This window comes from Caenibius sp. WL (genome assembly GCF_019803445.1).
In the GTDB taxonomy this organism is placed as follows: Bacteria; Pseudomonadota; Alphaproteobacteria; order Sphingomonadales; family Sphingomonadaceae; genus Caenibius.
This window is the reverse complement of sequence record NZ_CP081844.1, coordinates 783,896-809,525: the sequence shown is the minus strand read 5'-3', so window position 1 is coordinate 809,525 and position 25,630 is coordinate 783,896. Positions and strand designations below refer to the sequence as shown.

At 60.9% G+C, this 25,630-nt stretch carries 13 protein-coding genes; 8 read left to right on the top strand and 5 right to left on the bottom strand.

The features are described from left to right. Positions 1-22: 22 nt before the first annotated feature. Positions 23-10,261 (bottom strand): VCBS domain-containing protein, encoded by a 10,239-nt coding sequence (locus tag K5X80_RS03930; protein WP_222559545.1) that lies wholly within the window; start codon positions 10,259-10,261, stop codon positions 23-25. Between the two features lie 1,193 nt (positions 10,262-11,454). Between K5X80_RS03930 and K5X80_RS03925 the strand changes: the two genes are divergently transcribed. Next, positions 11,455-12,171 (top strand): cistern family PEP-CTERM protein, encoded by a 717-nt coding sequence (locus tag K5X80_RS03925; protein WP_222559544.1) that lies wholly within the window; start codon positions 11,455-11,457, stop codon positions 12,169-12,171. Here K5X80_RS03925 and K5X80_RS03920 read toward each other — a convergent pair. From K5X80_RS03920 to K5X80_RS03905, 4 genes are all read right to left on the bottom strand, one after another. Continuing rightward, complete coding sequence (locus tag K5X80_RS03920) at positions 12,168-13,694, bottom strand: tetratricopeptide repeat protein (protein WP_222559543.1); 1,527 nt, start codon at positions 13,692-13,694, stop codon at positions 12,168-12,170. The genes K5X80_RS03925 and K5X80_RS03920 overlap by 4 nt on opposite strands. 160 nt (positions 13,695-13,854) lie before the next feature. Beyond that, the gene (gene chrA, locus K5X80_RS03915) at positions 13,855-15,045 is read right to left on the bottom strand and encodes a chromate efflux transporter (protein WP_222559542.1); all 1,191 of its coding nucleotides are present in this window, start codon (positions 15,043-15,045) and stop codon (positions 13,855-13,857) included. 203 nt (positions 15,046-15,248) lie between these two features. Then, entirely contained in the window at positions 15,249-15,890 is a 642-nt protein-coding gene (locus tag K5X80_RS03910) for a Vgb family protein (RefSeq protein WP_222559541.1), read from the bottom strand. A 55-nt stretch (positions 15,891-15,945) separates the two neighbouring features. Then, entirely contained in the window at positions 15,946-17,130 is a 1,185-nt protein-coding gene (locus tag K5X80_RS03905) for a winged helix-turn-helix domain-containing protein (RefSeq protein ID WP_283249222.1), read from the bottom strand. A gap of 116 nt (positions 17,131-17,246) precedes the next feature. Between K5X80_RS03905 and K5X80_RS03900 the strand changes: the two genes are divergently transcribed. From K5X80_RS03900 to K5X80_RS03870, 7 genes are all read left to right on the top strand, one after another. Then, positions 17,247-17,477 carry a hypothetical protein gene (locus K5X80_RS03900; protein WP_222559539.1) on the top strand — a complete coding sequence of 77 codons (231 nt, stop codon included), beginning with the start codon at positions 17,247-17,249 and terminating at the stop codon, positions 17,475-17,477. Positions 17,478-17,500: 23 nt separating this feature from the next. Then, on the top strand, positions 17,501-18,196 hold the full coding sequence (locus tag K5X80_RS03895; protein WP_222559538.1) for a DUF899 domain-containing protein: 696 nt from the start codon (positions 17,501-17,503) through the stop codon (positions 18,194-18,196). Between the two features lie 494 nt (positions 18,197-18,690). Next, positions 18,691-21,321 carry a TonB-dependent receptor gene (locus K5X80_RS03890; protein ID WP_222559537.1) on the top strand — a complete coding sequence of 877 codons (2,631 nt, stop codon included), beginning with the start codon at positions 18,691-18,693 and terminating at the stop codon, positions 21,319-21,321. A 53-nt stretch (positions 21,322-21,374) separates the two neighbouring features. Continuing rightward, complete coding sequence (locus K5X80_RS03885; RefSeq protein WP_222559536.1) at positions 21,375-21,788, top strand: VOC family protein; 414 nt, start codon at positions 21,375-21,377, stop codon at positions 21,786-21,788. A 171-nt stretch (positions 21,789-21,959) separates the two neighbouring features. Then, positions 21,960-23,012 carry a hypothetical protein gene (locus K5X80_RS03880; RefSeq protein WP_222559535.1) on the top strand — a complete coding sequence of 351 codons (1,053 nt, stop codon included), beginning with the start codon at positions 21,960-21,962 and terminating at the stop codon, positions 23,010-23,012. 137 nt (positions 23,013-23,149) lie between these two features. Beyond that, positions 23,150-23,797 (top strand): TetR/AcrR family transcriptional regulator, encoded by a 648-nt coding sequence (locus tag K5X80_RS03875; protein ID WP_222559534.1) that lies wholly within the window; start codon positions 23,150-23,152, stop codon positions 23,795-23,797. A gap of 250 nt (positions 23,798-24,047) precedes the next feature. Then, entirely contained in the window at positions 24,048-25,277 is a 1,230-nt protein-coding gene (locus K5X80_RS03870; protein ID WP_222559533.1) for an FAD-dependent oxidoreductase, read from the top strand. Positions 25,278-25,630: the final 353 nt, after the last annotated feature.

Genomic DNA, 25,630 nt, shown 5'->3' with positions numbered 1-25,630 from the left:
CCCCTTGTGGTTAAGCTTTACCTCACGCTTGAGCCGCAGCCGCCGCCATCGCATGGAGATCGTCGTTGATCGGTGTCTGGTCAGCGCCTGCGAACAGGAAGGCGTTGCCTCCGGTTCCCTGATCGAGCAGCCCGGCCAGTGCGGTTTCAGTGCCATGGCCAGCTTCCGCCGCGGCCGGATGCGGGCCGGCATCGCCGAGCATCCCGTCGAGGAGATGATCGACACTCGCCTGCTGGACGACTTCATCCACCGCGCCTTTGACCGCATCGATCACTTCTTCCGGCGTCGGCGGCGCCTTTTCGCCGGTATCGTTCGCCGCGAGCAGCAGCAGACTGTCCATCAGCGCTTCATCGCCCGGCTGGTGCGCATCGGCATGGCCGGCATCGGCAAAGGCGCTGCTATCGCCCCCATCGTCATCGTTCGCGGCCACGGAAGCTGCATCATCGTCGCCGCTGCCCTCCGCCGCAGCGATTTGCGCGGGCGCATCGTCATCCGCCGAAGCGAAGCCGGATTCCGGCGCATCGGACGCCGTATCCTGTGCATTGTCCGCCAGCAGAGTAGCGGCGGGCGCGTCTTGCGGCGCATCCGCGTTTTCGCCTGCGATGCTTTGCGTTTCAGCCACGGGTTCGGTCACGCCGTTCTGCGGTTCTTCCGGTTCCGGTGCACCGGGAACGAGCGGCGTCTCATCCGATGCATCGACCAGCACGGCTCCGGCCGTGGCGGCAATCACCGCCATTTCGGTCTGCCGCGTGGCGAAGGCCGCATCGGCCAGCATCCCGCTCGAACCGTCACTCTTGGTATAAGAGCCGGTGCCGAAAACGTGCACGTCACCATCCGCGGCGGCATAGGCCTTGCCATCGGACGTGAGCGTGATCCCGGTGATGCCCAGTTCGCTCAACAGATGGAACTCGCCGTCATCGGCGGCCCCGTTCTGGTTCGCATCCTGCCACACGCCGAATTTGGCCCACCCGGCGTCCTGTGCGTTCAGCACGCCGTCGCCATTGCTGTCGAAGTTGGCGGCCAGTGCCTCAAGATCCGTCAGCCCATTGCCACCGAACACGAATTCACCGGAACCGCTGACTTTGCCGTCGCCATTGGCGTCAAAGGCAAGGATCCCATCGTCCGCACCGACCCATGCCGTGGCTTCCAGCAGTCCGTCGCCGTTGTAATCATGGTGCACCCCGGCAGCCAGCGAACTGAACTCGACACCGTCGCCATCGAGATCGAGCACGATGGGAACCGCACTGGATGGCGTCAGTCCATCTGCGACATGGATTGTGAAGCTATCCTGCGCGGTATCGTTATCACCATCCGGTATCGTTACGGTGAAGTTGAGATTGGCATCGACATTTTCTGTACGAACGCCAATTTCCTTGAGATTGAGCTTGATTGATCCGGCCGCTTCATAGGCGTCAACCCAAGCAAGCTCCGCCCCTGCCGGGGCCGAAACCGTGAAAATCTTTTCATTCCCATTGGTTACCAGGCGTGGATCCGCAGGGTTGTCAAAGACAAAAGATTCAGTCGTCCCATCGGTATAGTGCGCAACGAATTCGATTTTGTCGCCAACGTCAAAGTTGAAAAATGAGAACTTGACATATGTTGCGTTCGAAATCGTCTGGCCGGCAGGTGGTGTATAACCGCCCGCTCCATCATAATCGTTCAACGCTCCAAAATCGAAGCGCAGAAACTCTCCGCCATCGGAACCTTGCGGCGTCGCATCGAAATTGTTGTTGCCGAGCCCCCAGCCATTGGTGGAGCCATTGATATTGCTTTGTTGGCTCATGGTGGGAGTTCCACCATTCAACCAGGCGCTTTCCTCCCCGCTGGTAAAGCCGCCAGTCGGTCTCCAACCAGTCACAAAAACAAGATTATGCCCGCCGTCGGCAACAACGATACTATTGCTCGGGCCGGATCCGAATGCGCTTCCGCTACCGATCTCCACCGGCGTAACGGTTCCATCGAGCGGGGCGCGCAAATCGAATGTGTATTGGTCAGTGCCGGGATTAACCGTGAGCAAGAACACCAGACCCGTGGTCGGAATGCCATCGCCACCGATACCCCCGCTGCCCGTGTAGGCGTACAGAACATTCCCAACCTGCGTGGTATGGAGCGCCTGTCCTCCAGAGGTAACGTTGGTCGTGTCGTATTGGATCACCATCCCTGTGCCTACGCCATCGGCGCCACCTACGAGATGTAGCGTTCCAGTCGTTACTGTGGATGCAGGATTGTTGTTCGCGGTGCCATCCTGAATGGGGCCGAGACTCGGAACATCATCGACGATCCGCACCACCAGCGTGTCGCTGGCGCTCGTGCCGCCCGCCCCGTTCACCGTCAGCGTGACGCTGTCGTCGAAGTGGTCACCGGTCGCACCCGGCTTGGTGTCGTTGTCGATCGTCGCTTTCAGCGTGTAGCTGTAGCTGATCGTCCCCGAGGAACCCGTCCCCGAATAGCCCGTCAGCGTCAGCGTCCCTTCGCCCGTATCGACCACTCCGTTGGTCGTCCCGAACGCCATGACCTGCGCCAGCGTGAACGACGTCCCGCCGATCACAACCGTGCTGATCCCGTCCGTGGCCGAGACCGTGAAGCTGCCCGTGTCCGTTTCCTTGCTCGTCGCCGCTTCCGAGCCACTCGGGTTCAGGCCCGCTTCGTAGACCGTATTGTCCGGGTTCAGCAGCGTGGCCGACGTCACCACCGAAGCGCTGTCGTCCGCCCCCTTGACCGTGATCGTCAGCGTCGCATCCGCAGGATCGTTGTCCCCGTCCTGCATCGTGTAATGCAGCACGTAGTCCTGGCTGAACCCCGCGCCCAGCGCCTGCGTCGCCGCACGGCTGTTGTCCAGCGTGTAGCTCCACGTCCCGTCACCGTTCTGCACCAGCGTGCCGTACGTGTTCAGCGCCGCGATCGCCGCCGCATCGCCCGCGCTCCAGGTCACTGCCGGAACCTTGCCGTCCGCGCCCGGCTGACCGTTGGGGTGCAGGTCGTTCGTCAGCACATTGCCCGACACGACATTCGGCGCCGCATCTTCCGTCACCACATACGGACCGTCGTTCACCGCATGCGGCACATCGTCGACGATCCGCACCACCAGCGTGTCGCTGGCGCTCGTGCCGCCCGCCCCGTTCACCGTCAGCGTGACGCTGTCGTCGAAGTGGTCACCGGTCGCACCCGGCTTGGTGTCGTTGTCGATCGTCGCTTTCAGCGTGTAGCTGTAGCTGATCGTCCCCGAGGAACCCGTCCCCGAATAGCCCGTCAGCGTCAGCGTCCCTTCGCCCGTATCGACCACTCCGTTGGTCGTCCCGAACGCCATGACCTGCGCCAGCGTGAACGACGTCCCGCCGATCACAACCGTGCTGATCCCGTCCGTGGCCGAGACCGTGAAGCTGCCCGTGTCCGTTTCCTTGCTCGTCGCCGCTTCCGAGCCACTCGGGTTCAGGCCCGCTTCGTAGACCGTATTGTCCGGGTTCAGCAGCGTGGCCGACGTCACCACCGAAGCGCTGTCGTCCGCCCCCTTGACCGTGATCGTCAGCGTCGCATCCGCAGGATCGTTGTCCCCGTCCTGCATCGTGTAATGCAGCACGTAGTCCTGGCTGAACCCCGCGCCCAGCGCCTGCGTCGCCGCACGGCTGTTGTCCAGCGTGTAGCTCCACGTCCCGTCACCGTTCTGCACCAGCGTGCCGTACGTGTTCAGCGCCGCGATCGCCGCCGCATCGCCCGCGCTCCAGGTCACTGCCGGAACCTTGCCGTCCGCGCCCGGCTGACCGTTGGGGTGCAGGTCGTTCGTCAGCACATTGCCCGACACGACATTCGGCGCCGCATCTTCCGTCACCACATACGGACCATCGTTCACCGCATGCGGCACATCGTCGACGATCCGCACCACCAGCGTGTCGCTGGCGCTCGTGCCGCCCGCCCCGTTCACCGTCAGCGTGACGCTGTCGTCGAAGTGGTCACCGGTCGCACCCGGCTTGGTGTCGTTGTCGATCGTCGCTTTCAGCGTGTAGCTGTAGCTGATCGTCCCCGAGGAACCCGTCCCCGAATAGCCCGTCAGCGTCAGCGTCCCTTCGCCCGTATCGACCACTCCGTTGGTCGTCCCGAACGCCATGACCTGCGCCAGCGTGAACGACGTCCCGCCGATCACAACCGTGCTGATCCCGTCCGTGGCCGAGACCGTGAAGCTGCCCGTGTCCGTTTCCTTGCTCGTCGCCGCTTCCGAGCCACTCGGGTTCAGGCCCGCTTCGTAGACCGTATTGTCCGGGTTCAGCAGCGTGGCCGACGTCACCACCGAAGCGCTGTCGTCCGCCCCCTTGACCGTGATCGTCAGCGTCGCATCCGCAGGATCGTTGTCCCCGTCCTGCATCGTGTAATGCAGCACGTAGTCCTGGCTGAACCCCGCGCCCAGCGCCTGCGTCGCCGCACGGCTGTTGTCCAGCGTGTAGCTCCACGTCCCGTCACCGTTCTGCACCAGCGTGCCGTACGTGTTCAGCGCCGCGATCGCCGCCGCATCGCCCGCGCTCCAGGTCACTGCCGGAACCTTGCCGTCCGCGCCCGGCTGACCGTTGGGGTGCAGGTCGTTCGTCAGCACATTGCCCGACACGACATTCGGCGCCGCATCTTCCGTCACCACATACGGACCGTCGTTCACCGCATGCGGAACATCGTCGACGATCCGCACCACCAGCGTGTCGCTGGCGCTCGTGCCGCCCGCCCCGTTCACCGTCAGCGTGACGCTGTCGTCGAAGTGGTCACCGGTCGCACCCGGCTTGGTGTCGTTGTCGATCGTCGCTTTCAGCGTGTAGCTGTAGCTGATCGTCCCCGAGGAACCCGTCCCCGAATAGCCCGTCAGCGTCAGCGTCCCTTCGCCCGTATCGACCACTCCGTTGGTCGTCCCGAACGCCATGACCTGCGCCAGCGTGAACGACGTCCCGCCGATCACAACCGTGCTGATCCCGTCCGTGGCCGAGACCGTGAAGCTGCCCGTGTCCGTTTCCTTGCTCGTCGCCGCTTCCGAGCCACTCGGGTTCAGGCCCGCTTCGTAGACCGTATTGTCCGGGTTCAGCAGCGTGGCCGACGTCACCACCGAAGCGCTGTCGTCCGCCCCCTTGACCGTGATCGTCAGCGTCGCATCCGCAGGATCGTTGTCCCCGTCCTGCATCGTGTAATGCAGCACGTAGTCCTGGCTGAACCCCGCGCCCAGCGCCTGCGTCGCCGCACGGCTGTTGTCCAGCGTGTAGCTCCACGTCCCGTCACCGTTCTGCACCAGCGTGCCGTACGTGTTCAGCGCCGCGATCGCCGCCGCATCGCCCGCGCTCCAGGTCACTGCCGGAACCTTGCCGTCCGCGCCCGGCTGACCGTTGGGGTGCAGGTCGTTCGTCAGCACATTGCCCGACACGACATTCGGCGCCGCATCTTCCGTCACCACATACGGACCGTCGTTCACCGCATGCGGAACATCGTCGACGATCCGCACCACCAGCGTGTCGCTGGCGCTCGTGCCGCCCGCCCCGTTCACCGTCAGCGTGACGCTGTCGTCGAAGTGGTCACCGGTCGCACCCGGCTTGGTGTCGTTGTCGATCGTCGCTTTCAGCGTGTAGCTGTAGCTGATCGTCCCCGAGGAACCCGTCCCCGAATAGCCCGTCAGCGTCAGCGTCCCTTCGCCCGTATCGACCACTCCGTTGGTCGTCCCGAACGCCATGACCTGCGCCAGCGTGAACGACGTCCCGCCGATCACAACCGTGCTGATCCCGTCCGTGGCCGAGACCGTGAAGCTGCCCGTGTCCGTTTCCTTGCTCGTCGCCGCTTCCGAGCCACTCGGGTTCAGGCCCGCTTCGTAGACCGTATTGTCCGGGTTCAGCAGCGTGGCCGACGTCACCACCGAAGCGCTGTCGTCCGCCCCCTTGACCGTGATCGTCAGCGTCGCATCCGCAGGATCGTTGTCCCCGTCCTGCATCGTGTAATGCAGCACGTAGTCCTGGCTGAACCCCGCGCCCAGCGCCTGCGTCGCCGCACGGCTGTTGTCCAGCGTGTAGCTCCACGTCCCGTCACCGTTCTGCACCAGCGTGCCGTACGTGTTCAGCGCCGCGATCGCCGCCGCATCGCCCGCGCTCCAGGTCACTGCCGGAACCTTGCCGTCCGCGCCCGGCTGACCGTTGGGGTGCAGGTCGTTCGTCAGCACATTGCCCGACACGACATTCGGCGCCGCATCTTCCGTCACCACATACGGACCGTCGTTCACCGCATGCGGAACATCGTCGACGATCCGCACCACCAGCGTGTCGCTGGCGCTCGTGCCGCCCGCCCCGTTCACCGTCAGCGTGACGCTGTCGTCGAAGTGGTCACCGGTCGCACCCGGCTTGGTGTCGTTGTCGATCGTCGCTTTCAGCGTGTAGCTGTAGCTGATCGTCCCCGAGGAACCCGTCCCCGAATAGCCCGTCAGCGTCAGCGTCCCTTCGCCCGTATCGACCACTCCGTTGGTCGTCCCGAACGCCATGACCTGCGCCAGCGTGAACGACGTCCCGCCGATCACAACCGTGCTGATCCCGTCCGTGGCCGAGACCGTGAAGCTGCCCGTGTCCGTTTCCTTGCTCGTCGCCGCTTCCGAGCCACTCGGGTTCAGGCCCGCTTCGTAGACCGTATTGTCCGGGTTCAGCAGCGTGGCCGACGTCACCACCGAAGCGCTGTCGTCCGCCCCCTTGACCGTGATCGTCAGCGTCGCATCCGCAGGATCGTTGTCCCCGTCCTGCATCGTGTAATGCAGCACGTAGTCCTGGCTGAACCCCGCGCCCAGCGCCTGCGTCGCCGCACGGCTGTTGTCCAGCGTGTAGCTCCACGTCCCGTCACCGTTCTGCACCAGCGTGCCGTACGTGTTCAGCGCCGCGATCGCCGCCGCATCGCCCGCGCTCCAGGTCACTGCCGGAACCTTGCCGTCCGCGCCCGGCTGACCGTTGGGGTGCAGGTCGTTCGTCAGCACATTGCCCGACACGACATTCGGCGCCGCATCTTCCGTCACCACATACGGACCGTCGTTCACCGCATGCGGAACATCGTCGACGATCCGCACCACCAGCGTGTCGCTGGCGCTCGTGCCGCCCGCCCCGTTCACCGTCAGCGTGACGCTGTCGTCGAAGTGGTCACCGGTCGCACCCGGCTTGGTGTCGTTGTCGATCGTCGCTTTCAGCGTGTAGCTGTAGCTGATCGTCCCCGAGGAACCCGTCCCCGAATAGCCCGTCAGCGTCAGCGTCCCTTCGCCCGTATCGACCACTCCGTTGGTCGTCCCGAACGCCATGACCTGCGCCAGCGTGAACGACGTCCCGCCGATCACAACCGTGCTGATCCCGTCCGTGGCCGAGACCGTGAAGCTGCCCGTGTCCGTTTCCTTGCTCGTCGCCGCTTCCGAGCCACTCGGGTTCAGGCCCGCTTCGTAGACCGTATTGTCCGGGTTCAGCAGCGTGGCCGACGTCACCACCGAAGCGCTGTCGTCCGCCCCCTTGACCGTGATCGTCAGCGTCGCATCCGCAGGATCGTTGTCCCCGTCCTGCATCGTGTAATGCAGCACGTAGTCCTGGCTGAACCCCGCGCCCAGCGCCTGCGTCGCCGCACGGCTGTTGTCCAGCGTGTAGCTCCACGTCCCGTCACCGTTCTGCACCAGCGTGCCGTACGTGTTCAGCGCCGCGATCGCCGCCGCATCGCCCGCGCTCCAGGTCACTGCCGGAACCTTGCCGTCCGCGCCCGGCTGACCGTTGGGGTGCAGGTCGTTCGTCAGCACATTGCCCGACACGACATTCGGCGCCGCATCTTCCGTCACCACATACGGACCATCGTTCACCGCATGCGGCACATCGTCGACGATCCGCACCACCAGCGTGTCGCTGGCGCTCGTGCCGCCCGCCCCGTTCACCGTCAGCGTGACGCTGTCGTCGAAGTGGTCACCGGTCGCACCCGGCTTGGTGTCGTTGTCGATCGTCGCTTTCAGCGTGTAGCTGTAGCTGATCGTCCCCGAGGAACCCGTCCCCGAATAGCCCGTCAGCGTCAGCGTCCCTTCGCCCGTATCGACCACTCCGTTGGTCGTCCCGAACGCCATGACCTGCGCCAGCGTGAACGACGTCCCGCCGATCACAACCGTGCTGATCCCGTCCGTGGCCGAGACCGTGAAGCTGCCCGTGTCCGTTTCCTTGCTCGTCGCCGCTTCCGAGCCACTCGGGTTCAGGCCCGCTTCGTAGACCGTATTGTCCGGGTTCAGCAGCGTGGCCGACGTCACCACCGAAGCGCTGTCGTCCGCCCCCTTGACCGTGATCGTCAGCGTCGCATCCGCAGGATCGTTGTCCCCGTCCTGCATCGTGTAATGCAGCACGTAGTCCTGGCTGAACCCCGCGCCCAGCGCCTGCGTCGCCGCACGGCTGTTGTCCAGCGTGTAGCTCCACGTCCCGTCACCGTTCTGCACCAGCGTGCCGTACGTGTTCAGCGCCGCGATCGCCGCCGCATCGCCCGCGCTCCAGGTCACTGCCGGAACCTTGCCGTCCGCGCCCGGCTGACCGTTGGGGTGCAGGTCGTTCGTCAGCACATTGCCCGACACGACATTCGGCGCCGCATCTTCCGTCACCACATACGGACCGTCGTTCACCGCATGCGGAACATCATCGACGATCTCAATCGTGATCGTCGCCGGAGCCGAAGACGCCGCCCCGTCAGACACCGTCAGCGTGAACGCATCGCTCTCGGTCCCCGGGCCGTCCACCGTCGCCGAAGTCAGCGTATAGGTGTAGGTCGCAACCCCGGTTCCCGCATTGTAGCCGGTAATCTCCAGATCGCCGTACGCGCCGTGGATCACCGTGCCCACCAGGCTGCCGATCGCAACCGGGCTGCCGCCATTGAACGTCACGCTCTGCAATGTCGCCAGACCATCGGGATCCGACAGCGTGAACGTGCCCGTGGCAATATGCCCCGTGCCCGCCGTCGAGCCCGTCGGAAGACCCGATTCCAGAACCATATCATTCGCGCCGACCGGGTTGCCCGGATCGACCGTCACCACAGGCGGATCATTCACACCGGTCAGCGTCACGGTCAGGACTGCCCTGTCGCCGTCACCATCGCCATCGATCAGCGTATAGGGGAACACATCCTGCAGCGTTGCTCCGTCAGCCAAGGCATTGATCGCAACTTGGCCAGTGGCATTCAGCGTATAAGTCTGAGTCCCATCCGCATTCAGCGTCAGAGTGCCGTAGACTCCCACGAGAGTGTCGAAGACACGACTCCCCGTCCCATCCGCGCCAGGGGCATCGTTCGTATCGACATCCAAGGTCACGGATGACGGCCCTCCTGCGATAAGATTCGCCGCATCATCGGTGGCCACAGGCGTATCATCGTCGATATTGATCGGCAGCGTGCCAGCCGCGCTGTCGCCGTCGGCATCGGTGACGGTATAAGTGACGATCACATCGAGATTGTTTTCATCCTGCCCCTGCGGGTGCTGGATCGGCGCCAGTTGCGTGATCGTGTAGGCGCCGGTGTCGGGATTGACGACCACTTGCAGCACATTTACGCCATTCTGGCTGATGACCAGCGTCTGGCCATTGTTCGAAGCAATCGCGAAACCGCCATCCGCCGGCAGGACAGCCCCGGTCAGCGCGAAAGTCAGATCGCCGTCACCGCCGGAACCCGATAGAATGCCGGTGGCATTCACGCTGTCCGCATCATCGCCGACACCGCCGGGATTGCCGCCCAGGAGGACATCGTCATCGAGTTGGACGAGCGAATTTACCTCAGTCGTCGGCTCGCGATCGATGGGCAAAAAGAGTTCTTCATGCTCCGGTCTCGGGAACTGCAATTCCGTGTAGGGCAGCAGATCGCCCAGTGCATAAGCATCCTGGATCGGGCCGGTGGGATCGGCGAAGTTGCCGCCGGAACTCTGCGGGCGCCCCGCCGCCGGCTGCGGTTCGTTACCGATCAGCAACGCCGCCAGGTTCAAAGGCGGAATGGTTACCCCGTCGACCACGATTTGCGGCACATCGACAGCCCCGCCGGGGATGACATACCGCACCCCATCCGGGCCATCCACCACAAGATCGCGCCCAATCGCACGCATATCATCGAGGGAAACGCCAGCAGGCAGGACAACGATATTGTCGGCAGATACCGTCAGGACGACAGCAGCCCGGCCGCTCCCCTTGCCTGCCCCCGCAAGATGCTGCCCATCGGCCGCCAACTGCACCGCAGCTTGGTCCAGAGCGCTCTGAGCATCCGTTACAGTGAACTTGTTGCTGTCCATCTTGCCTGCCCCTAAAAATTTCGAAACTGGGTGAAGCACCCAATTCAAGCGGGGCGTAGGACTGGACAACAACGGCCGAACACATCGTTCATCGTGTCACAGTGCTATGTCAGCACTGACTCCCAAGCCCAATGCACTTTCAATCCAAGTACAATCTGCTGTCTTTTCACGACTCGCAGAACTTGATGCGCATAAGAGAGCAGGGAGCCTTCTTCATTACAAGTTCGTTAACTACTCACACAAACACGAAACTATACGGATTTACCCCGATCTTCACCTTCGAATCGCTTGACATGCGTAAAAATTACATATCTTGAAATTTAAATTGCCTATCTTTAGAATTTTAATTCCTATTAACTATATGATATTTTCAATAATACATTTCTTGCTTCTCCTGTATCGTTAAATTGTGTTTCAACTCGAAACAGGGAACGGCAGAAAGTTAGCATGGCAATTAATTTTATTCCGCGATTTATACCGTGACGATCTACCGCTTCAAAATTTTCCAATCCTTTTAATTGCCTGAAAATATTAGAAATATCCCACGTCACGATGAAGAAGCAGCACCTGACCATCCGCGTTTCAGCCATATAACGGTCAGTCCGAGGCAGTTTTTCCCGCCCTCACCAAGGCAGTTCGTAGAGAGTTATGATGCCTGTTCTTCCCTAAACGGGACACATTCTTACCCTCATGAGACGTATATCCGAACCTTCATGAGCGCGACCGAGTATCTCTCGTCCAACTGGACCGCTCGTTGGAAGCAAACCAAACATCCGGCTCGCCACTGAAATCTGATAGACGATCGTGTTGGAGGAGGGTGCTGATCGATGATCGGATTTTCCGCTGCGCATAATGGGCAGGCGATAAGTTACCTTTGATAAGCTGATGATTTGTAGCCTGGCGGATGCTTTAGAACCAGTGCTCCCAAAGCCGACAGTCGTCGAGGGGAGAGGGTAAGTTCAACCTCGCAGATGCGGAACGATCCGGCACTTGCAGCCGAACCTCTCCCCATCTCGTAATAAGCGTCCCCCCGGCTCCGCTCAGAGGGGGCGCAACGAGGTTTCGTTGTCGCGGCATGTGTCGCAATATTTTACACATCAGTACGTAGAAAAGCCGCCATTTGAGCCGAAATGGCTGAAAATCGCAATTGGCACGAAGGTTGCTTTAAGACAGATAACTTCTGGGAGGTCGTTATGAATTTACGTGCCAAGCTTCTGTTATCGTCCCTCGCTGCGAGCGCGCTCATCGCCAGCGCGCCGGCCTATGCCGATACGATCACACTCGATTCCAACTCGATCGGCAATTCGTACACGTTCAACTACAACGGGTTCTCCGGCGCCAACTCGCCGTCGATCGACGGGTTGACGGCGTCGACCACGTTCACTCTGACAGGGATTTCGGGGAACCAGTATACCTTCGATTATTCCGTCACCAACACCACCAGCGACCCGGTCAATTCGCGGATTTCATCGTTCGGTTTCAACACCGATCCGAATATCACGGGGGCTTCCTCCACCGGTGCGTTCGCCTATACCACGGTGGGCAGCAGCTACCCCAACGGAATTGGCGCGATCGACGTGTGCTTCAAGGACGCCTCGACCGGATCTTGCGCAGGCGGCGGCGGCGGTGGCATCGCCGATGGCCTGACCGGTGCGGGGACATTCATCCTCACGTTCGCCAACGCCTTGTCCAACGTCACGCTGGGTGATTTCTACGTGCGTTACCAGTCGGTCTCGGGCGCAGGCAATGTGTCCTCGGCCAGCGGCATCGGCAGCCTGACCAGCTCGACCAGTTCCTCCAGCTCGGGCGGCGAAGTGCCGGAACCGGGCGTGCTCGGCCTCCTCGGTGGCGGGCTCATCGCTCTCGGTCTGATGACCCGGCGCAAGCGCAAGGCGACGGCTGCCGCCTAACCACGATTCTTGAGGGCGCGCTCGACTTCGGAAAGGTGCGCCCCGATCGTCCGGTTCTGAGGCGCGATTTCCGCCGCCTTGCGCAGAAAACGCTGCGCTTCAGCCGGATTCTTCCCAGCCTTGAATGTCGCCCAGCCCATCGTGTCGAGCACCGAAGGGTTGTCGGGCGCCTGTTCCACCGCACGCTTGGCGAAGCCCAAAGCCTTGTCATGGTTGCCCAGCATCAGATGGGCATAGGCGGCATTGTTAAGCACCACGACATTCCGGCCATCGGTGTTGCCGAGTATCCGATCGTAAGCAACCACCGCCTTCGCCCAGTTGCCCTGGCGCATGGCGCTGTCCGCCTCGGCCAGATCGGCTGCGAGCGCCCGGACCGCGGGCTGCGAAGCACGCTTTCGATATTCTTCCGCGGATGCATCCCCGGCGGCCGTGGCAATCTTCGCCATCAGCTGCAATTCTTCGGGCCGCGCTTCGACGCTCTTGGCCACCGGGCGGAAAGTGGCAAACGCCCCCTTTGCATCGCCCGCTGCCAACTGCGCTTCCGCCAGCAATCTCTGTGCCATCCGGTTGCCGGGTTGCACCCGCGCGATCGGTCCGATCTGCGCGATTGCCTGCTCCACCTGCCCCAGATGAAGCAAGGCTTCGCCATAGAGCAGCCGGGCGCGGTCATAACGCGGCAAATCTGCTTCGGCCGCCTGCATCAGCGTGCGCACTTTGCCCCAGTCCTTGCGCGCGGCGGCGGCGCGCACCTGAAGATAAGTCAATTCGGGGTTTCTGACACCGGCTTTGGTCAGTTCGGCAAGCTGCGTTTCCATTTCAGCGGTTCGCCCCAGATCGCCAAGAATACCCGCCTGACCGATCTTGGCCGCAACACTGGTGGGGTAGCTTTTCGCCGCCTGCTCATAGCGCTTGAGCGCAAGTCCGAGATCGCCCCGCACCGCAGCCACCTGCCCGCCGACCAATAGCGAATCCAGCCCATCGGGCGCAGCCTTGAACGCGCGATTGCTCATGTCCAGCGCCGCGCCGATATCCCCTTCGAGAAGCTGGAACCGGGCATAGTCAGCAAAGGCGCGCGCATTGCCGCCCGCAGCCACTGCCTGCCGGAACTGCTCCCGCGCCCCATCGAGATTGCGTTCTTGCAGGAAGGCAAGCGCGCGCAACCGGAAGGCTTCAGCAGACTGGCTGGCGGCAACGAATTGCCTCGCTTGGGCCGGGGTCTGGCGCAGAAGCGCGGCCTCCGCCGCCAGTTCGGCCAACTCCCCCTGCGGGGGCTTTCCGGCCGCCAGCGTCGCAAGCGCGATACTGGCCCCTTCGCCATCCCCCAACGCCAACGCTGTCTTCGCGCGCAAGAGCGATATCTCGCGATTGCCAGGGGCTCCCTCAGCCGCCTCCGCCAGATGCAGCCGGGCCACGGCATAGTCGTGGGCGGCATAAGCCTCTTTCGCTTTGGTCAGCAGTTCATCGGGCGAAGGGCTGCAGGATGCCGAAGCCAGCAGGGCAGGCATGAGATATATCCATTTCATGATGCAGCTCTACCTTTCTTCCCCTAATTTTCCACTAACCAAAGCCTGCTTAGACAGGAAACCTGTCCGTTTCCCCGATCATGGCAATCCATGTAGGATAGGCTGATCGCAGGTGAAGCCATCCATGGCGTTTTGTAAATCGATGGGCGTGGCAGATCGATCAAAGCGCAACGACTGCCCCGAAGATCGCACCGGTTGCAAGGATCGCCGGTGTCACCCACGCACCCTTCAAGCGCCATGCCGCCAACAAAGCGAGGGCGAAGAGGATCACCACCGAAATCGGCGCGGATATGCGGAGCCAGGCCGCCTCGCCCAATTGCAGCAACGTCGCGCCGATAATACCCACTACGGCCGCCGCCATGCCCTCCAGCGCCCGCTGAAGCGCGGGATGATCCACGATAGCCTCCAACCGCTCATAGAATATGAGCGAGAAAGCGAAGGCGGGCAGGAACATCCCTGCGGTGATCGCGAGCGCACCGGGTAGTCCACCGGCGACATAGCCGACGAAAGTGGCAAAGATCACGAGTGGGGCCGGCAAAATTCCCGCCAGCGCGATCCCATCCAGAAAAGTTCCGTCGCCCAACCAGCCCCGCCCCACGGTGTCAGCGCGGACATAGGGAATTGCGGTGTACGCGCCGCCAAAGGTCAGCAGCCCGCCCTTCAGGCCAGCGATGAAGAGAGCAAGGACGGTCGACGGCTCATGGGCGCTAATCAGCACCACCTGCTCGCTTGGGGCGAGGTGGAAATAGACGATTAAGCCTGCGCCTGCAGCAGCGACCGCCGCGGACAGCAAAGGCTTGCCCGCGAATGCGTAGATCGCGCCGCCAAGGACCAGTGGCACCCAAAATGGCGTATCCGTGACTGTCGCCAACGCGCTACCAAGCGCGATTGCCCAGGTCAGCCGATCCATCAGGATATGTTCGCCGATACGGAAGACCGCCCGCAGGATGATCGCAAGCACGGCGATCTGGATGCCGAGAAGCGGCCCACCCCATAGCGCGTGTCCCGCAATCCAGGTGACATAGATCCACCCGGCGAGGAGCATCAGCACCAGGCCGGGCAGCATGAAACCCAACCCTGCCAGAAGCCCGCCGATGCGGCCCCGGGCGATCATGCCAAAGTGAACGCACAGTTCATGGGCTTCAGGTCCAGGCAGAACCTGCAGCACCGCGAGCAGCCTGTTGAACCGTGAGCGGTCAATCCACTGTTCTTCTTCCACAAATGCCTGACGCAGCATGGCGATCTGAGCCACAGGTCCGCCAAAGGCGAGAAACCCGAAACGCAGGAATTTGAGAAAAAGGGCGGAGAGACTGATGGCCGGAACACGGCTTTTAGCGGCGATATAATCCATAAACGCTCCTTGGCCGCAGCGCGGCGAATGGAGCGGACTTGGACGGGTGCCGTCTGATCGGGCGTCCGCATATGCCCGGCGAGGAAGCTATCGTGCATTACAGACGCCGCGTCAATGACGACGTGCCACGACATTCTGGCTATCGCGTTTGCCCCAACGCTAAAAAAGCAATCGTGAAAAGCGCGTGAAGATCGATCTGGCCCTCAGCCGATCTTCCCCGGCCGGCGCACCACCCGAACCTTGCCACTGGCGCCGCCGCCGCAGAAAAAACGGTCGCCACCATCCGCCTCCAGGCCCGAAACACCGATTCCGGGAGGCATGTCGAGGCGTTGAAGTACCTCGCCGTTCTCCGGATCTATGCGGCGGATGTCGCTGGCATCCTCTTCCCAGGTGCCGTGCCAAAGCTCACCGTCGACCCAGCTCACACCGGTGACGAAGCGATCGGACACGATAGTGCGCAGCACTGCGCCCGTCTCTGGATCGATCTGATGAATTTTGCGGTCGCGGTGCTGCCCTACCCAAAGCGATCCTTCCGCCCAGGCGAGGCCCGAAGCCCCACCCCTGCCGGGCGTTGGGATGATGGCGAGCACTTCGCCGGTTTCCCGGTCGATCTTGCGGATCACCGACTCGGCGATCTGGTAAAGATGCATGCCGTCGAAGGCGGTGCCCGCATGCGCAGGCACCTCGATCGCGCCGGTGATCGTCCCACTGTCGGGATCAAGTGCATTCACCCGGTCCCCGGACGCAAACCAGACGCGTTCACCGTCGTAGCTGACCCCGTGGATGCTCTCCAGGCCGGGAAAGGGGCCGTACTCGCGAAGGATTTCGGCTGCGGAATGTCTCACAATGCGTACTCCTTTACCATGAAAGGGGGATCGTCACCCTTTAAGGATGAGGAAGCTAACCAGCCGGCAACGGGGCCGGGAGTAACAAGCTTGTCGGGAAACCGGGCACCTGACGCACCGTCCAGCGGCAGGCGCGGCCCCGACCGAAGGAATCGGCCTTGCCTGCCGAAGCAAGCTCTTTCAGCGCGCGCTGGATGGTACGCGAACTGACATCCAGCGCCAGCGCCAGCGCCGAACTGGACCAGGCCTCCCCATCGGCGAGCAGCGCGAGGACATTGGCGTGCTCGTCCTCCTGCGGCGGTGCCAGCACGGCCACAGGGCGCGCACCGCTGGGTTGAAGCACGAAGCCGCTTTCCGTTGCGAGCACGTTCGCGAGCGGGCCCAATTCGAATCGCAGCCGGCCGATTTCGACGCGCAGACGCGCGCGATGAGTTTCATCCACCTGGCGTGCGCGGAAAGCACGCGCGAGGAGAAGCTCGCGCGAAACATCGCCGGGCCATGCCTCAGCAAGCGCGCGTACCAGTGCGAACAATACCGGACGGCGAGACAGAGGAACGACTTCCCCGTTTGCGCGGACGAGGCCCCGTAGCGCATCGACAACAAGCGTGTCCGAAGCGATCAGGGCCTCAACCTCGTCCAACCCGAGCAGCCGCTCCTCGCTTCGTGTCAGCAACCGCGCGGCTGGCGCCTCGAATGCCCGCACCGCACGCTCTACCTCTGCCACGAGCATTGCGATGCCAGTCTGCTCGGCTGCCAGCGCCGCCTTGCCAAGCGCGGCTCGGGCGGGCTCCGCCTCGATCCGCCGGATTGCGATGCCGGCGGCAACCAGCCATGCGCCGGCCCGCGAAGCAGGCGGGAGCGCGGCAGGCTCCAGCGCTTCGAGGATCGCCTGCGCTTGGTCGAGCTGCCCGATTAGAAGAAGCCGCCGCGCCTGCAGATAGCCGGCATGCGCCTCATTGGCACGGTCGCCATGTTGGCCCAGCGTCGCCCGCGCATCCTCAAGATCGTGCATTGGCTCGCTGATGTCGCGCAGGACCAGCGCAATCTCGGCCTCGGCGACACGGCAACGCGCCCGGGCCGTCGCTTCACGCGGGCCGAAACCGCGCGCGGCGCGGCGCAGGAGTTGTCTAGCAGTGTTCAGATCGCCCAGTTGCGCCATCGCCGTGCCGCGCAGTGCGACTGCCGGCGGATCCTCACGCAGCGCGACGTGCTTCAGAGCAGTGAGTGGATCGCCTTCCATGAGCGACCGGGCGGCTGCAGTGATCAGTGAGTCCATCGAAATCCCGCCACACTTGTAACTCTCACCCGTCCGGCACTGTCCCTTAGGCTTCGGATCGACTCAAGAACAGGCGGAGCATGACGATGACGGGCATTGCAAACAAGGCGCATGACAAGGCCCACTGGCTCGGTCTGGCAGCGTCGCCGACATTCGCGCTGATGGCGCTGATCGCCACAATTGACGCGCCGCCACCGGCACTCTGCGCGGCGAGCGCTCGCCTGCTTCCGATCGACGGTATGATCGTGATGTACGTTCTTATGAGCCTTTTTCACTTGCCGCCGTGGCTGAAGCTTACCGGCCGCGGTTGACCATCCAGCAGAGGAGAATGATCATGCAACATCAGATAGTATCCCGCGACGAATGGCTGATCGCGCGTAAAGCGCTGTTCGACAAGGAACGCGCCATGACCCATGCACTTGACGAATTGCGCGCCGAGCGGCGGCAATTGCCGTGGGTCCGGATCGACAAGCCCTATGTATTCCAGGGGCCGGACGGCGCGCTCACCTTAGGCGATCTTTTCGCGGGTCGCAGTCAGCTCGCGATCTATCACTTCATGTTGACACCGGGCTCGGACCACCTGTGCGAAGGATGCTCCTACACAATGGATCACGCCGATGCGGCCCGACAGCATTTCGAACATGCCGATCTCAGCTTTGCCGCCATTTCCCGTGCACCGATCGCACAGATTCAGGCCGTCAAGGCGCGGATGGGCTGGACCTTTCCCTGGGTGAGTGCGGACGAGAGTGCCTTCAACTACGATTTCGGCGTATCGTTTACAAAAGAGGACCGTGAGACCGGACGTGCGCTCTACAACTTCGGTCTGACAACGATCCAGCGCGCCTCCGACATGTTCGGCCTCAGCGTTTTTGTGAAAGACGAGCGCGGCGACATCTTCCACAGCTACTCGACCTATCATCGCGGCACTGAGCTACTCATGGGCGCGTTCAACTGGCTCGATCTGACACCCAAGGGCCGGAACGAAACCGATGGCACCATGAGCTGGATCAAGCTTCACGACGAGTATTGAGTTGTATCGCTCAATTGCATGAAGACGGCTCCGAACGGGCGGCAGCGTTCACGAGTTGCCGCTCGATATGCAAACGGCGACCATGTTGCGGCTGCCACCGCCGAGCTTCTCAAGCACCGATGCTGCTCGTAGGCTCTTGCCCCTTCTCTCTCTGGCCCTGAGACGCGAATCCGTCACGGACCTATTGTGAGTGAGTAAACACTAAAAATAATGTGCAAGCCATGATATCTGCCTGATCGACACGCCAAAGACTCCAATTAAGATTATAAATTTCACATACTTACGTGCGCACAAGCCTTTCAGACCCAAGCTTTGGGCACAAACTGAAACCCCATTGACTCCAATAAAAGAAACAGTACCGTAGCATTTACGGTGATCGTCGATAGCGCGTGGAGTTTGTGCTGCCAGGCAGCGCCTGTTGGCGTCTGCTTGGCGGTGCGGCCACCCACGTAGATGGCAGATCACGAGAAAAAAGCATCGGGAGGAATGGGATTGTGAGAAAGGCAGTATTTCTGCGTGGATCGAGCGCACTGATGTGGGCAGTCGGCGGGATGTGGGGACAATATGCTTCTGCGCAGGAGAACAGCGGTGCACAAGCCAGCTCTGGCATCGCTGACATTGTCGTTACAGCCAATCGCCGTGAAGAAAACGCCCAAACTGTGCCAGTGGCGGTGACGGCCGTATCGGGTGAACAAATCCGCGAGCTTGGCATTTCAAACGCAGCGGACCTGAACGGCAAGGTCCCTTCGGTATTCGTGACCTCGGGCGGTAATCAGAGAAACGTTGAAGTCGTTGTTATTCGGGGACAAGGGCAGACTTACCTCTCGCCTGTCGGCGTGGTGAACTATTTCAACGATGTGCCTTTGATACAGGGTGGCATCACCGCCATCCAAGGCGCCCCCGGAATGTTTTTCGATCTGGAATCGATGCAGGTGCTGCGCGGTCCGCAGGGCACATTGTTCGGACGCAACACCACAGGTGGTGCGGTTCTTCTCGGACCCAAGAAGCCGACAAGCGAATTTGACGGCTACGTGCAGGGGCAGATCGGAAACTACAAGGATCGTGAATTTGAGGGGGCGATTAACCTGCCTCTCATCGATGACAAATTGATGGTTCGTGCGGCGTTCAAGAAAGTCGACCGTGACGGGTATACCAAGGATGTCGGCCCCCAGGCATTCGGGCTATCCAAGCTTTGTGCGCCGCCTGCAATCGGTTCCGCAGGGGGATGCGCGGTAAGCGATGGCTTTGCCGGCAAGGACTATGACGACCGGCATTACTGGCATGCGCGGATCGGCATATTGGCCCGGCCGACTGAAACCATCGAAAACTATCTCGTCGCCTATTATGCCAAGTCCCACGACAACGGATCGGGGTTTGTCGTCAACGATTTCCGGATGAATGCCACTGGCAATCCCTACGATGTAAGTGTGGCGACGATCGCTGCGATGAACGTCTATAATGTCAACAATCCAACGAGTCCGATCGGATTTGATGCGGCAGGTATCTATACCGCCAACCAGTTGGCACTGCAGATCTTGAACCGGCAGAAGGCGCTGGGACCGCGTAAGACCGCTGTCAACGGTGATACGTTTGAACAAACCAAGTCATGGGGCATTATCAACACGTTGAGCGTGGATTTGTCCGATACGATGCTGATCAAGAGCATTACCGGCTACCAACGGCTCAAACAGAATTTCAACTGGGATCTGGATGGATCGATCCTGCCTATTCTGGCCATGACAGAGCCATTCACAACGGGCGCTGCCAGTGCAGAGGCGCCAGAATGGCTTGTGGGCCGCCCCGGCGATCCGGTCAAAATTGCCGATACGAGCCTGTTTACGCAGGAACTGCAACTTCAAGGCTCAGCGCTGGACAGAAAACTGCAGTATGTCGTCGGCGGCTTTTACAGCAAACAAAAGCCCCAAGGCTTGCAGGCCACGGGGTCGTTCAACGCGGGTAGCCCCAATCCCGGAACATTCTACGCGATCACCACCAAGGCCAAGGCGCTTTTTGCGCAAGCAACACTCGATTTCGGTGCGTTCACTCCGGCTCTCGATGGCCTCCGACTCACTGGCGGCATCCGCCGAACATGGGATGAACTGGATGGTTCGCGTTATGCTTCCAATTTCGTTCTCGATCCCGTGGTACTGCATGAAAAGCTGAAATCGCGCGCTACCACATGGACTGTCGGGCTCGATTATCAAGCGAGCAGCGGGCTGCTGGTCTATGGCAAAATCGCGCGCGGCTACAAGGCAGGCGCGTTCAACTACTCAGGCGCGGATATTCGCCAGATTACCGCCGATCCCGAATATGTCACCAGCTATGAATTGGGCTTCAAATCCGATTTCGATGTCGGTGCGATGCCTGTCAGGCTGAATGCGAACGTGTTCCATGTCGATTATAAAGACATCCAGAGAGCTGCCGGGCTGAATACGCCCAATGGATGCGGCACTCCGGCAGCATCGCCGCGATGCGCGCTCCTCGGCAATACGACTGGCCTCGATCAGGGGGCAGTGACTTTCAACGCGGACAAGGCACAAATGCGCGGCCTCGAAGTGGAAATGATTCTCCAGCCAGTTGAAGGCCTGCGTCTATCGGGAAGCTATTCCTATATCGACGCCAAGTACAAGAAGTTCATCCAGAACATTACCGGCAGCGGTCTCGAAACCCGGATCGATACCTGTAATGGCGAAGCCCAGTTGATCTATGGTGTTGCCACCCCGCTGGATTTTTCCTGCATCCCCTTCCAGCTTACGCCCAAGAACCTCGTCAATCTCAATGCGCGCTACGAACTTCCGCTGGGTGAAACTGTGGGGACGCTGGTCCTTGGTGCGAACTACAGCTGGGTAGACAAGATCTACAACAGCGCAACAACGACGCCACGGGATGATATCCATGCCTGGATGGATGCCTACGGAAAACTCGATCTGTCGCTGGAATGGCAAAGCATCATGGGTTCCAACTTCGATCTGCGCGTGTTCGGGACCAACGTGACAGACAAGGTCTATCGCACCAATGCCTATATCGGATTGCGCGGCGCATCCGGTTTCACCCAATCGCTCTACGGAGAGCCGCGTATGTATGGGGCGTCACTCCGTTATCGTTTCGGCGCAAGCGCCAACTAACGCGTGAGCGTTCGTTTGCTTTAGCCAATATTCCGAAATCGAAGGGACACGATATGACAGCTATCTCAAAAACCAAGTTCGGCTTTACCAAACTGATCGTCAATGATGAGGAGGCGATGGCCGATTACTATTGCAATGTGTACGGCCTCAATAAGATCCAACGCGTACAAACCGACGATAGCGGAGCAGGCGGCGCCATTCGTGAGGTCATTCTCGGGCATGGGGATACCATGGCGGGAGAAACGCTTGTCATGTTCAAGTTCCTCAACCGCACCCCTCCGGTAGAACAGGAAGTGATCCTGGGCTTTATCACGGATGATCTGGATGCCTTGGCCCAGCGCGTCATCGACCACGGAGGCAAGCACGTGGATGCTATCAAGAGCATGCCTGAGCACGGCGTGCGGGTGCTATTCACCACCGATCCGGAAGGCCGGTTGAGCGAGAATGTGGAGCTCATTGCCTCCTGATACGGACCTTTTGCCGCCTTGCACAGATGACAGATTTGCCTTAATAGAACATATACGTATCATTTAATGAAGTGTTGCGGCAGGCCGAGCCCACCTGCGGAAGACAGATTCTATGAAACCCGGCTCGGTCCTTGCCCGCACATACGGCTTCAAGCCCGAAGGAGAGACATTGTGAACAGCGCATCCTTTTTCCGGCCCGTGTCACCACCTCGCATTATCGAAGGTGCTTTCACCGAAGATCAGCATCAACGTATGTTGGACGTCGTGCGTCAAAATGGCCCGTGGTCGTTGATCCTCGCCCAGCACTTCAAATCTCCTGATGAGGTGGTCGCCACCACCTCGGGGGCAGTGCCCGAGGGCTTCACCCCCACTTGGGACATGTTCCTTTCGCCGGTATTTCGCGGCTATTTTGCCAAGGCCAGCACGGTCCTCCACCCCGAGATCGAGGATTGTTTCTTCAACAAGACATTTCTCGATCTGGTGCGGGCCTATTGGAAAGCGGACTATGCCACTCCCGAGAACATGCTCTTCAACATTCAGGGGCCATGCCAGGGTGGAGCCAATCCGCATCTCGACGCCACACGCTACCGCGGCATCTCGATGCACAATTCGCCGGTCTGGCTGATGAACACCATGACCAAGACCGGCCTGTTCGAACACTGGCGCGCCAAGAAGGCGCAGGTCATCACCTGGTACTACAAGGGCAAAGTCGGCGGCGGCTTCACGTGCTGGCCCGATGGGCCGCAGGCCGAACCGCATCAAATCAAAGCGCCCATGTGGGGCCGCGCGGTGGTGGTCGAAAACGAAATGATGTTCCACACCGCCGAATCCAACGGGCCTGCCGCCATGCGCCACCCCCAAGGGCTGGCAATCAATTCGCTTATGGCTCCCGATCCCGCTGTGGCGGGCGGATGGCAGATCACGACTGACGGGGTCGCGATACAGCAAATTCCGGAAGAAGAGTTTCGCTTTCTGATCCACTGGGGAGCCGACATCTATACCGATTATGCCGAACTCAAAGTGGCTTTGGATCATACAGATGATCTCACCCACGAGCAGGTGTTCGATATGATCATCGCTGACCTGCGCAAGCGCGGGGAAACTTTCGAGGTGCCGAGCGATCCGCTGACCGACCAGAAGTTCATTGGCTTGCTCACGAGAATTTATGACCCCGGCCAACCGGCGATCTTCCCACCCGAACCGGAAGAGGCAATAGCCGCCTGATTTGTTGCCTGGTGGCGCAATAGTGTCATCAGGCGATAAAAATCACGTTTCCCGCATGGCGCTCAGGGGCTGGGCGAGACAACCCGCCCTCCGCAGTTTTGCTATCCATCACCCCTGCATGCCCTTAAAAGAAGGCCATGGCTGACGATACGACCACAACGCTGCTACCGAAGCGGGGGCGCCCAAGCCTCGCCCGAGCCAAGGCTATCGACCGTATAATCATAGAACAGGCACGGGGGATGTTTTTTACCGAGGGTTTCGATGCCGTATCGATGGAGCAGGTCGCCAATGGGGCGGGTATCTCCAAAGTCACCCTCTATGCGCGCCATCCGTCGAAAGAAGACCTGTTTACCGCAGTCGTGCTCGATATGATCGGTCAATGGGCGCAGGAAGCATCCCGGTTCGACCATCTCCTGACTGCCGATATCGCACAGCGTCTGCGTCACCATGCGCATCTGATGGTGAAATCCCTGAGCCAACCGGAAGTCATCGCCTTCCAGCGCGTTTTGCTTGGAATGCAGCACCGGTTTCCACAATTGGCTGACGCTGTAGCTGATGCGGGATATCGCTACATGGTTAGTATCATGCGGCAGGATATTCTCGATGCTGCCGAGCGCGACGGCATCCCCGTCAAGGATGCCGACGGTGTCGCCCGGATGATCGTGGTATCCATCGGCGGCTACCAGTTATACGAAGTGCCGAACGGCAAGCTTACCCGTGAAGAATTGCTCGCCCACGCCGATCGGACAATTGAACTTGCTATGGCAGCAAGGGCAAACTGGTGAGCCCTGCCACCCTTTATCTGTTGCTATTCGTAGCCCCAGATCTGAATGATCAGTTGCTATGAGGCTCGTCCTTGTAGATCGCGTCGATCATGACGGTTTTCAGCTCAACGCCTTAAAATTTTCTGTTCAGTCGGGTGCGAAGTCATAGCTGAAGTGGTCTGGGCGGTTTCAAAGGCGAAGGTTGAGATAGCTGCCCTTCGCCGGGGTTCGTACATTTGTCGCTTTGGCATTTACAGCCTAGACTGACGCCATGATCGCTCGCAACAACCGGCCTGTCATCATCGTTGGGGGCGGTCCGGCCGGTATGATGGCCGGGCTGTTGTTTGCGCGTGCAGGCGTGCAGACCGTAGTCTTGGAGAAACATCGGGACTTTCTCCGGGATTTTCGGGGAGACACCGTTCACCCGTCGACACTGGATATCTTCAGCGAACTCGGCCTTCTCGACGCGCTCCTCGCGCGCGAACACGATAAGGTGGAGGTTATCGGTGCGGTCATCGGTGGCCAGGAATATCGGATCGCGGACTTCACGCGATTGCCTGGCCCAGCGCGCTTCATCGCCATGATGCCGCAATGGCACTTCCTCGATTTCGTGGCGGAGCAGGCGCGGTTGTCCCCCGCCTTCTCCCTACGCATGCAAACGGAAGTGGTCCGGCTGATCGAGGGTGCAGAGCGGGTCGAGGGCGTGTGGCTCGCCAGTGGCGAGACGCTGGAAGGCGCATTGGTCATCGCCGCCGACGGACGCGGCTCGATTCTGCGCAAGGCCGCCGGGCTGCCGCGAAAGGATCTGGGCGCACCGATCGACGTGCTCTGGTTTCGCGTCCCCAAGCCTCGAACCCCCGACAATCGCACCCAAGGCTATATCGACAGAGGTGAGATGATCGTCACCATCGATCGAGGCGATTATTTTCAATGTGCGCGCGTTATCGAGAAGGGTGCGGCGGAGCGGATACGATCCGCCGGCCTGGAACGTTTCCGAGCGGATATCGTGGCGACGGTTCCGCCGCTTGCCGCATATATCGGCGCCATCGCCGATTGGGACGATGTGAAACTCCTGACCGTATCCCTTGATCGCCTGACCCGCTGGCACCGGCCCGGCCTGCTCGCGATCGGAGACGCGGCACACGCCATGTCCCCTGTTGGGGGCGTCGGCATCAACCTTGCGATTCAGGATGCCGTTGCGGCGGCGAATATCCTGGCCGCACCGCTCGCTCGCGGCGTAGATCCCGATCCACTGCTGCATCGCGTGCAGAAACGTCGGATGCTCGCCGTCAAAGTGATCCAGGCCGTACAGCGCGCCATTCACCGCAACGTCATCGGCGCGGCCATGCGTGACACGGCCCCTCGTGCCCCGGCGATGATCCATCTTCTGCAAGCCGTTCCCGCGCTGCAAGCGCTGCCGGCATGGTTGCTGGGCCTCGGCATCCGCCGCGAGCATATCGCGAACAGGAGCGCGCTGCCGCATGATGGACGATCGGCTTGAACCGGAGCCGACTTCTGCCTCCGGTTCAACACGGACAAGCAGAAGCTGGTATAAGCATGATCGACCATCGACAATAGCAAGTGCTAGCATACCGGACATTCAGACAGCATTTGCAGCCGCCCGAAAGCCATCATTCTTTCAGCGATAGAAATGCCCCGCTGTTGTACAGGCTCTGCACAGAGGTCTTTTCAGCGGAGCCCGTGTTCTTCCGGGCCTTTGTCATGATCTCGGATTGCACTCCGAGTCTTCTGCGGATCTCCCCGCCACTGATCACATCGCCGGATCTTGAGTTTGACGAGATCAAACACTGAGCATTTAATGTGAATTTAATGCGCTTCCCAGCGATAACCCTG

Bases quoted from the DNA above. Each gene is read 5' to 3' on its own strand.
- K5X80_RS03930 (WP_222559545.1), bottom strand. From the start codon at position 10,261: ATGGACAGCAACAAGTTCACTGTAACGGATGCTCAGAGCGCTCTGGAC.
- K5X80_RS03925 (WP_222559544.1), top strand. From the start codon at position 11,455: ATGAATTTACGTGCCAAGCTTCTGTTATCGTCCCTCGCTGCGAGCGCG.
- K5X80_RS03920 (WP_222559543.1), bottom strand. From the start codon at position 13,694: ATGAAATGGATATATCTCATGCCTGCCCTGCTGGCTTCGGCATCCTGC.
- chrA (WP_222559542.1), bottom strand. From the start codon at position 15,045: ATGGATTATATCGCCGCTAAAAGCCGTGTTCCGGCCATCAGTCTCTCC.
- K5X80_RS03905 (WP_283249222.1), bottom strand. From the start codon at position 17,130: ATGGAAGGCGATCCACTCACTGCTCTGAAGCACGTCGCGCTGCGTGAG.
- K5X80_RS03900 (WP_222559539.1), top strand. From the start codon at position 17,247: ATGACGATGACGGGCATTGCAAACAAGGCGCATGACAAGGCCCACTGG.
- K5X80_RS03895 (WP_222559538.1), top strand. From the start codon at position 17,501: ATGCAACATCAGATAGTATCCCGCGACGAATGGCTGATCGCGCGTAAA.
- K5X80_RS03885 (WP_222559536.1), top strand. From the start codon at position 21,375: ATGACAGCTATCTCAAAAACCAAGTTCGGCTTTACCAAACTGATCGTC.
- K5X80_RS03875 (WP_222559534.1), top strand. From the start codon at position 23,150: ATGGCTGACGATACGACCACAACGCTGCTACCGAAGCGGGGGCGCCCA.
- K5X80_RS03870 (WP_222559533.1), top strand. From the start codon at position 24,048: ATGATCGCTCGCAACAACCGGCCTGTCATCATCGTTGGGGGCGGTCCG.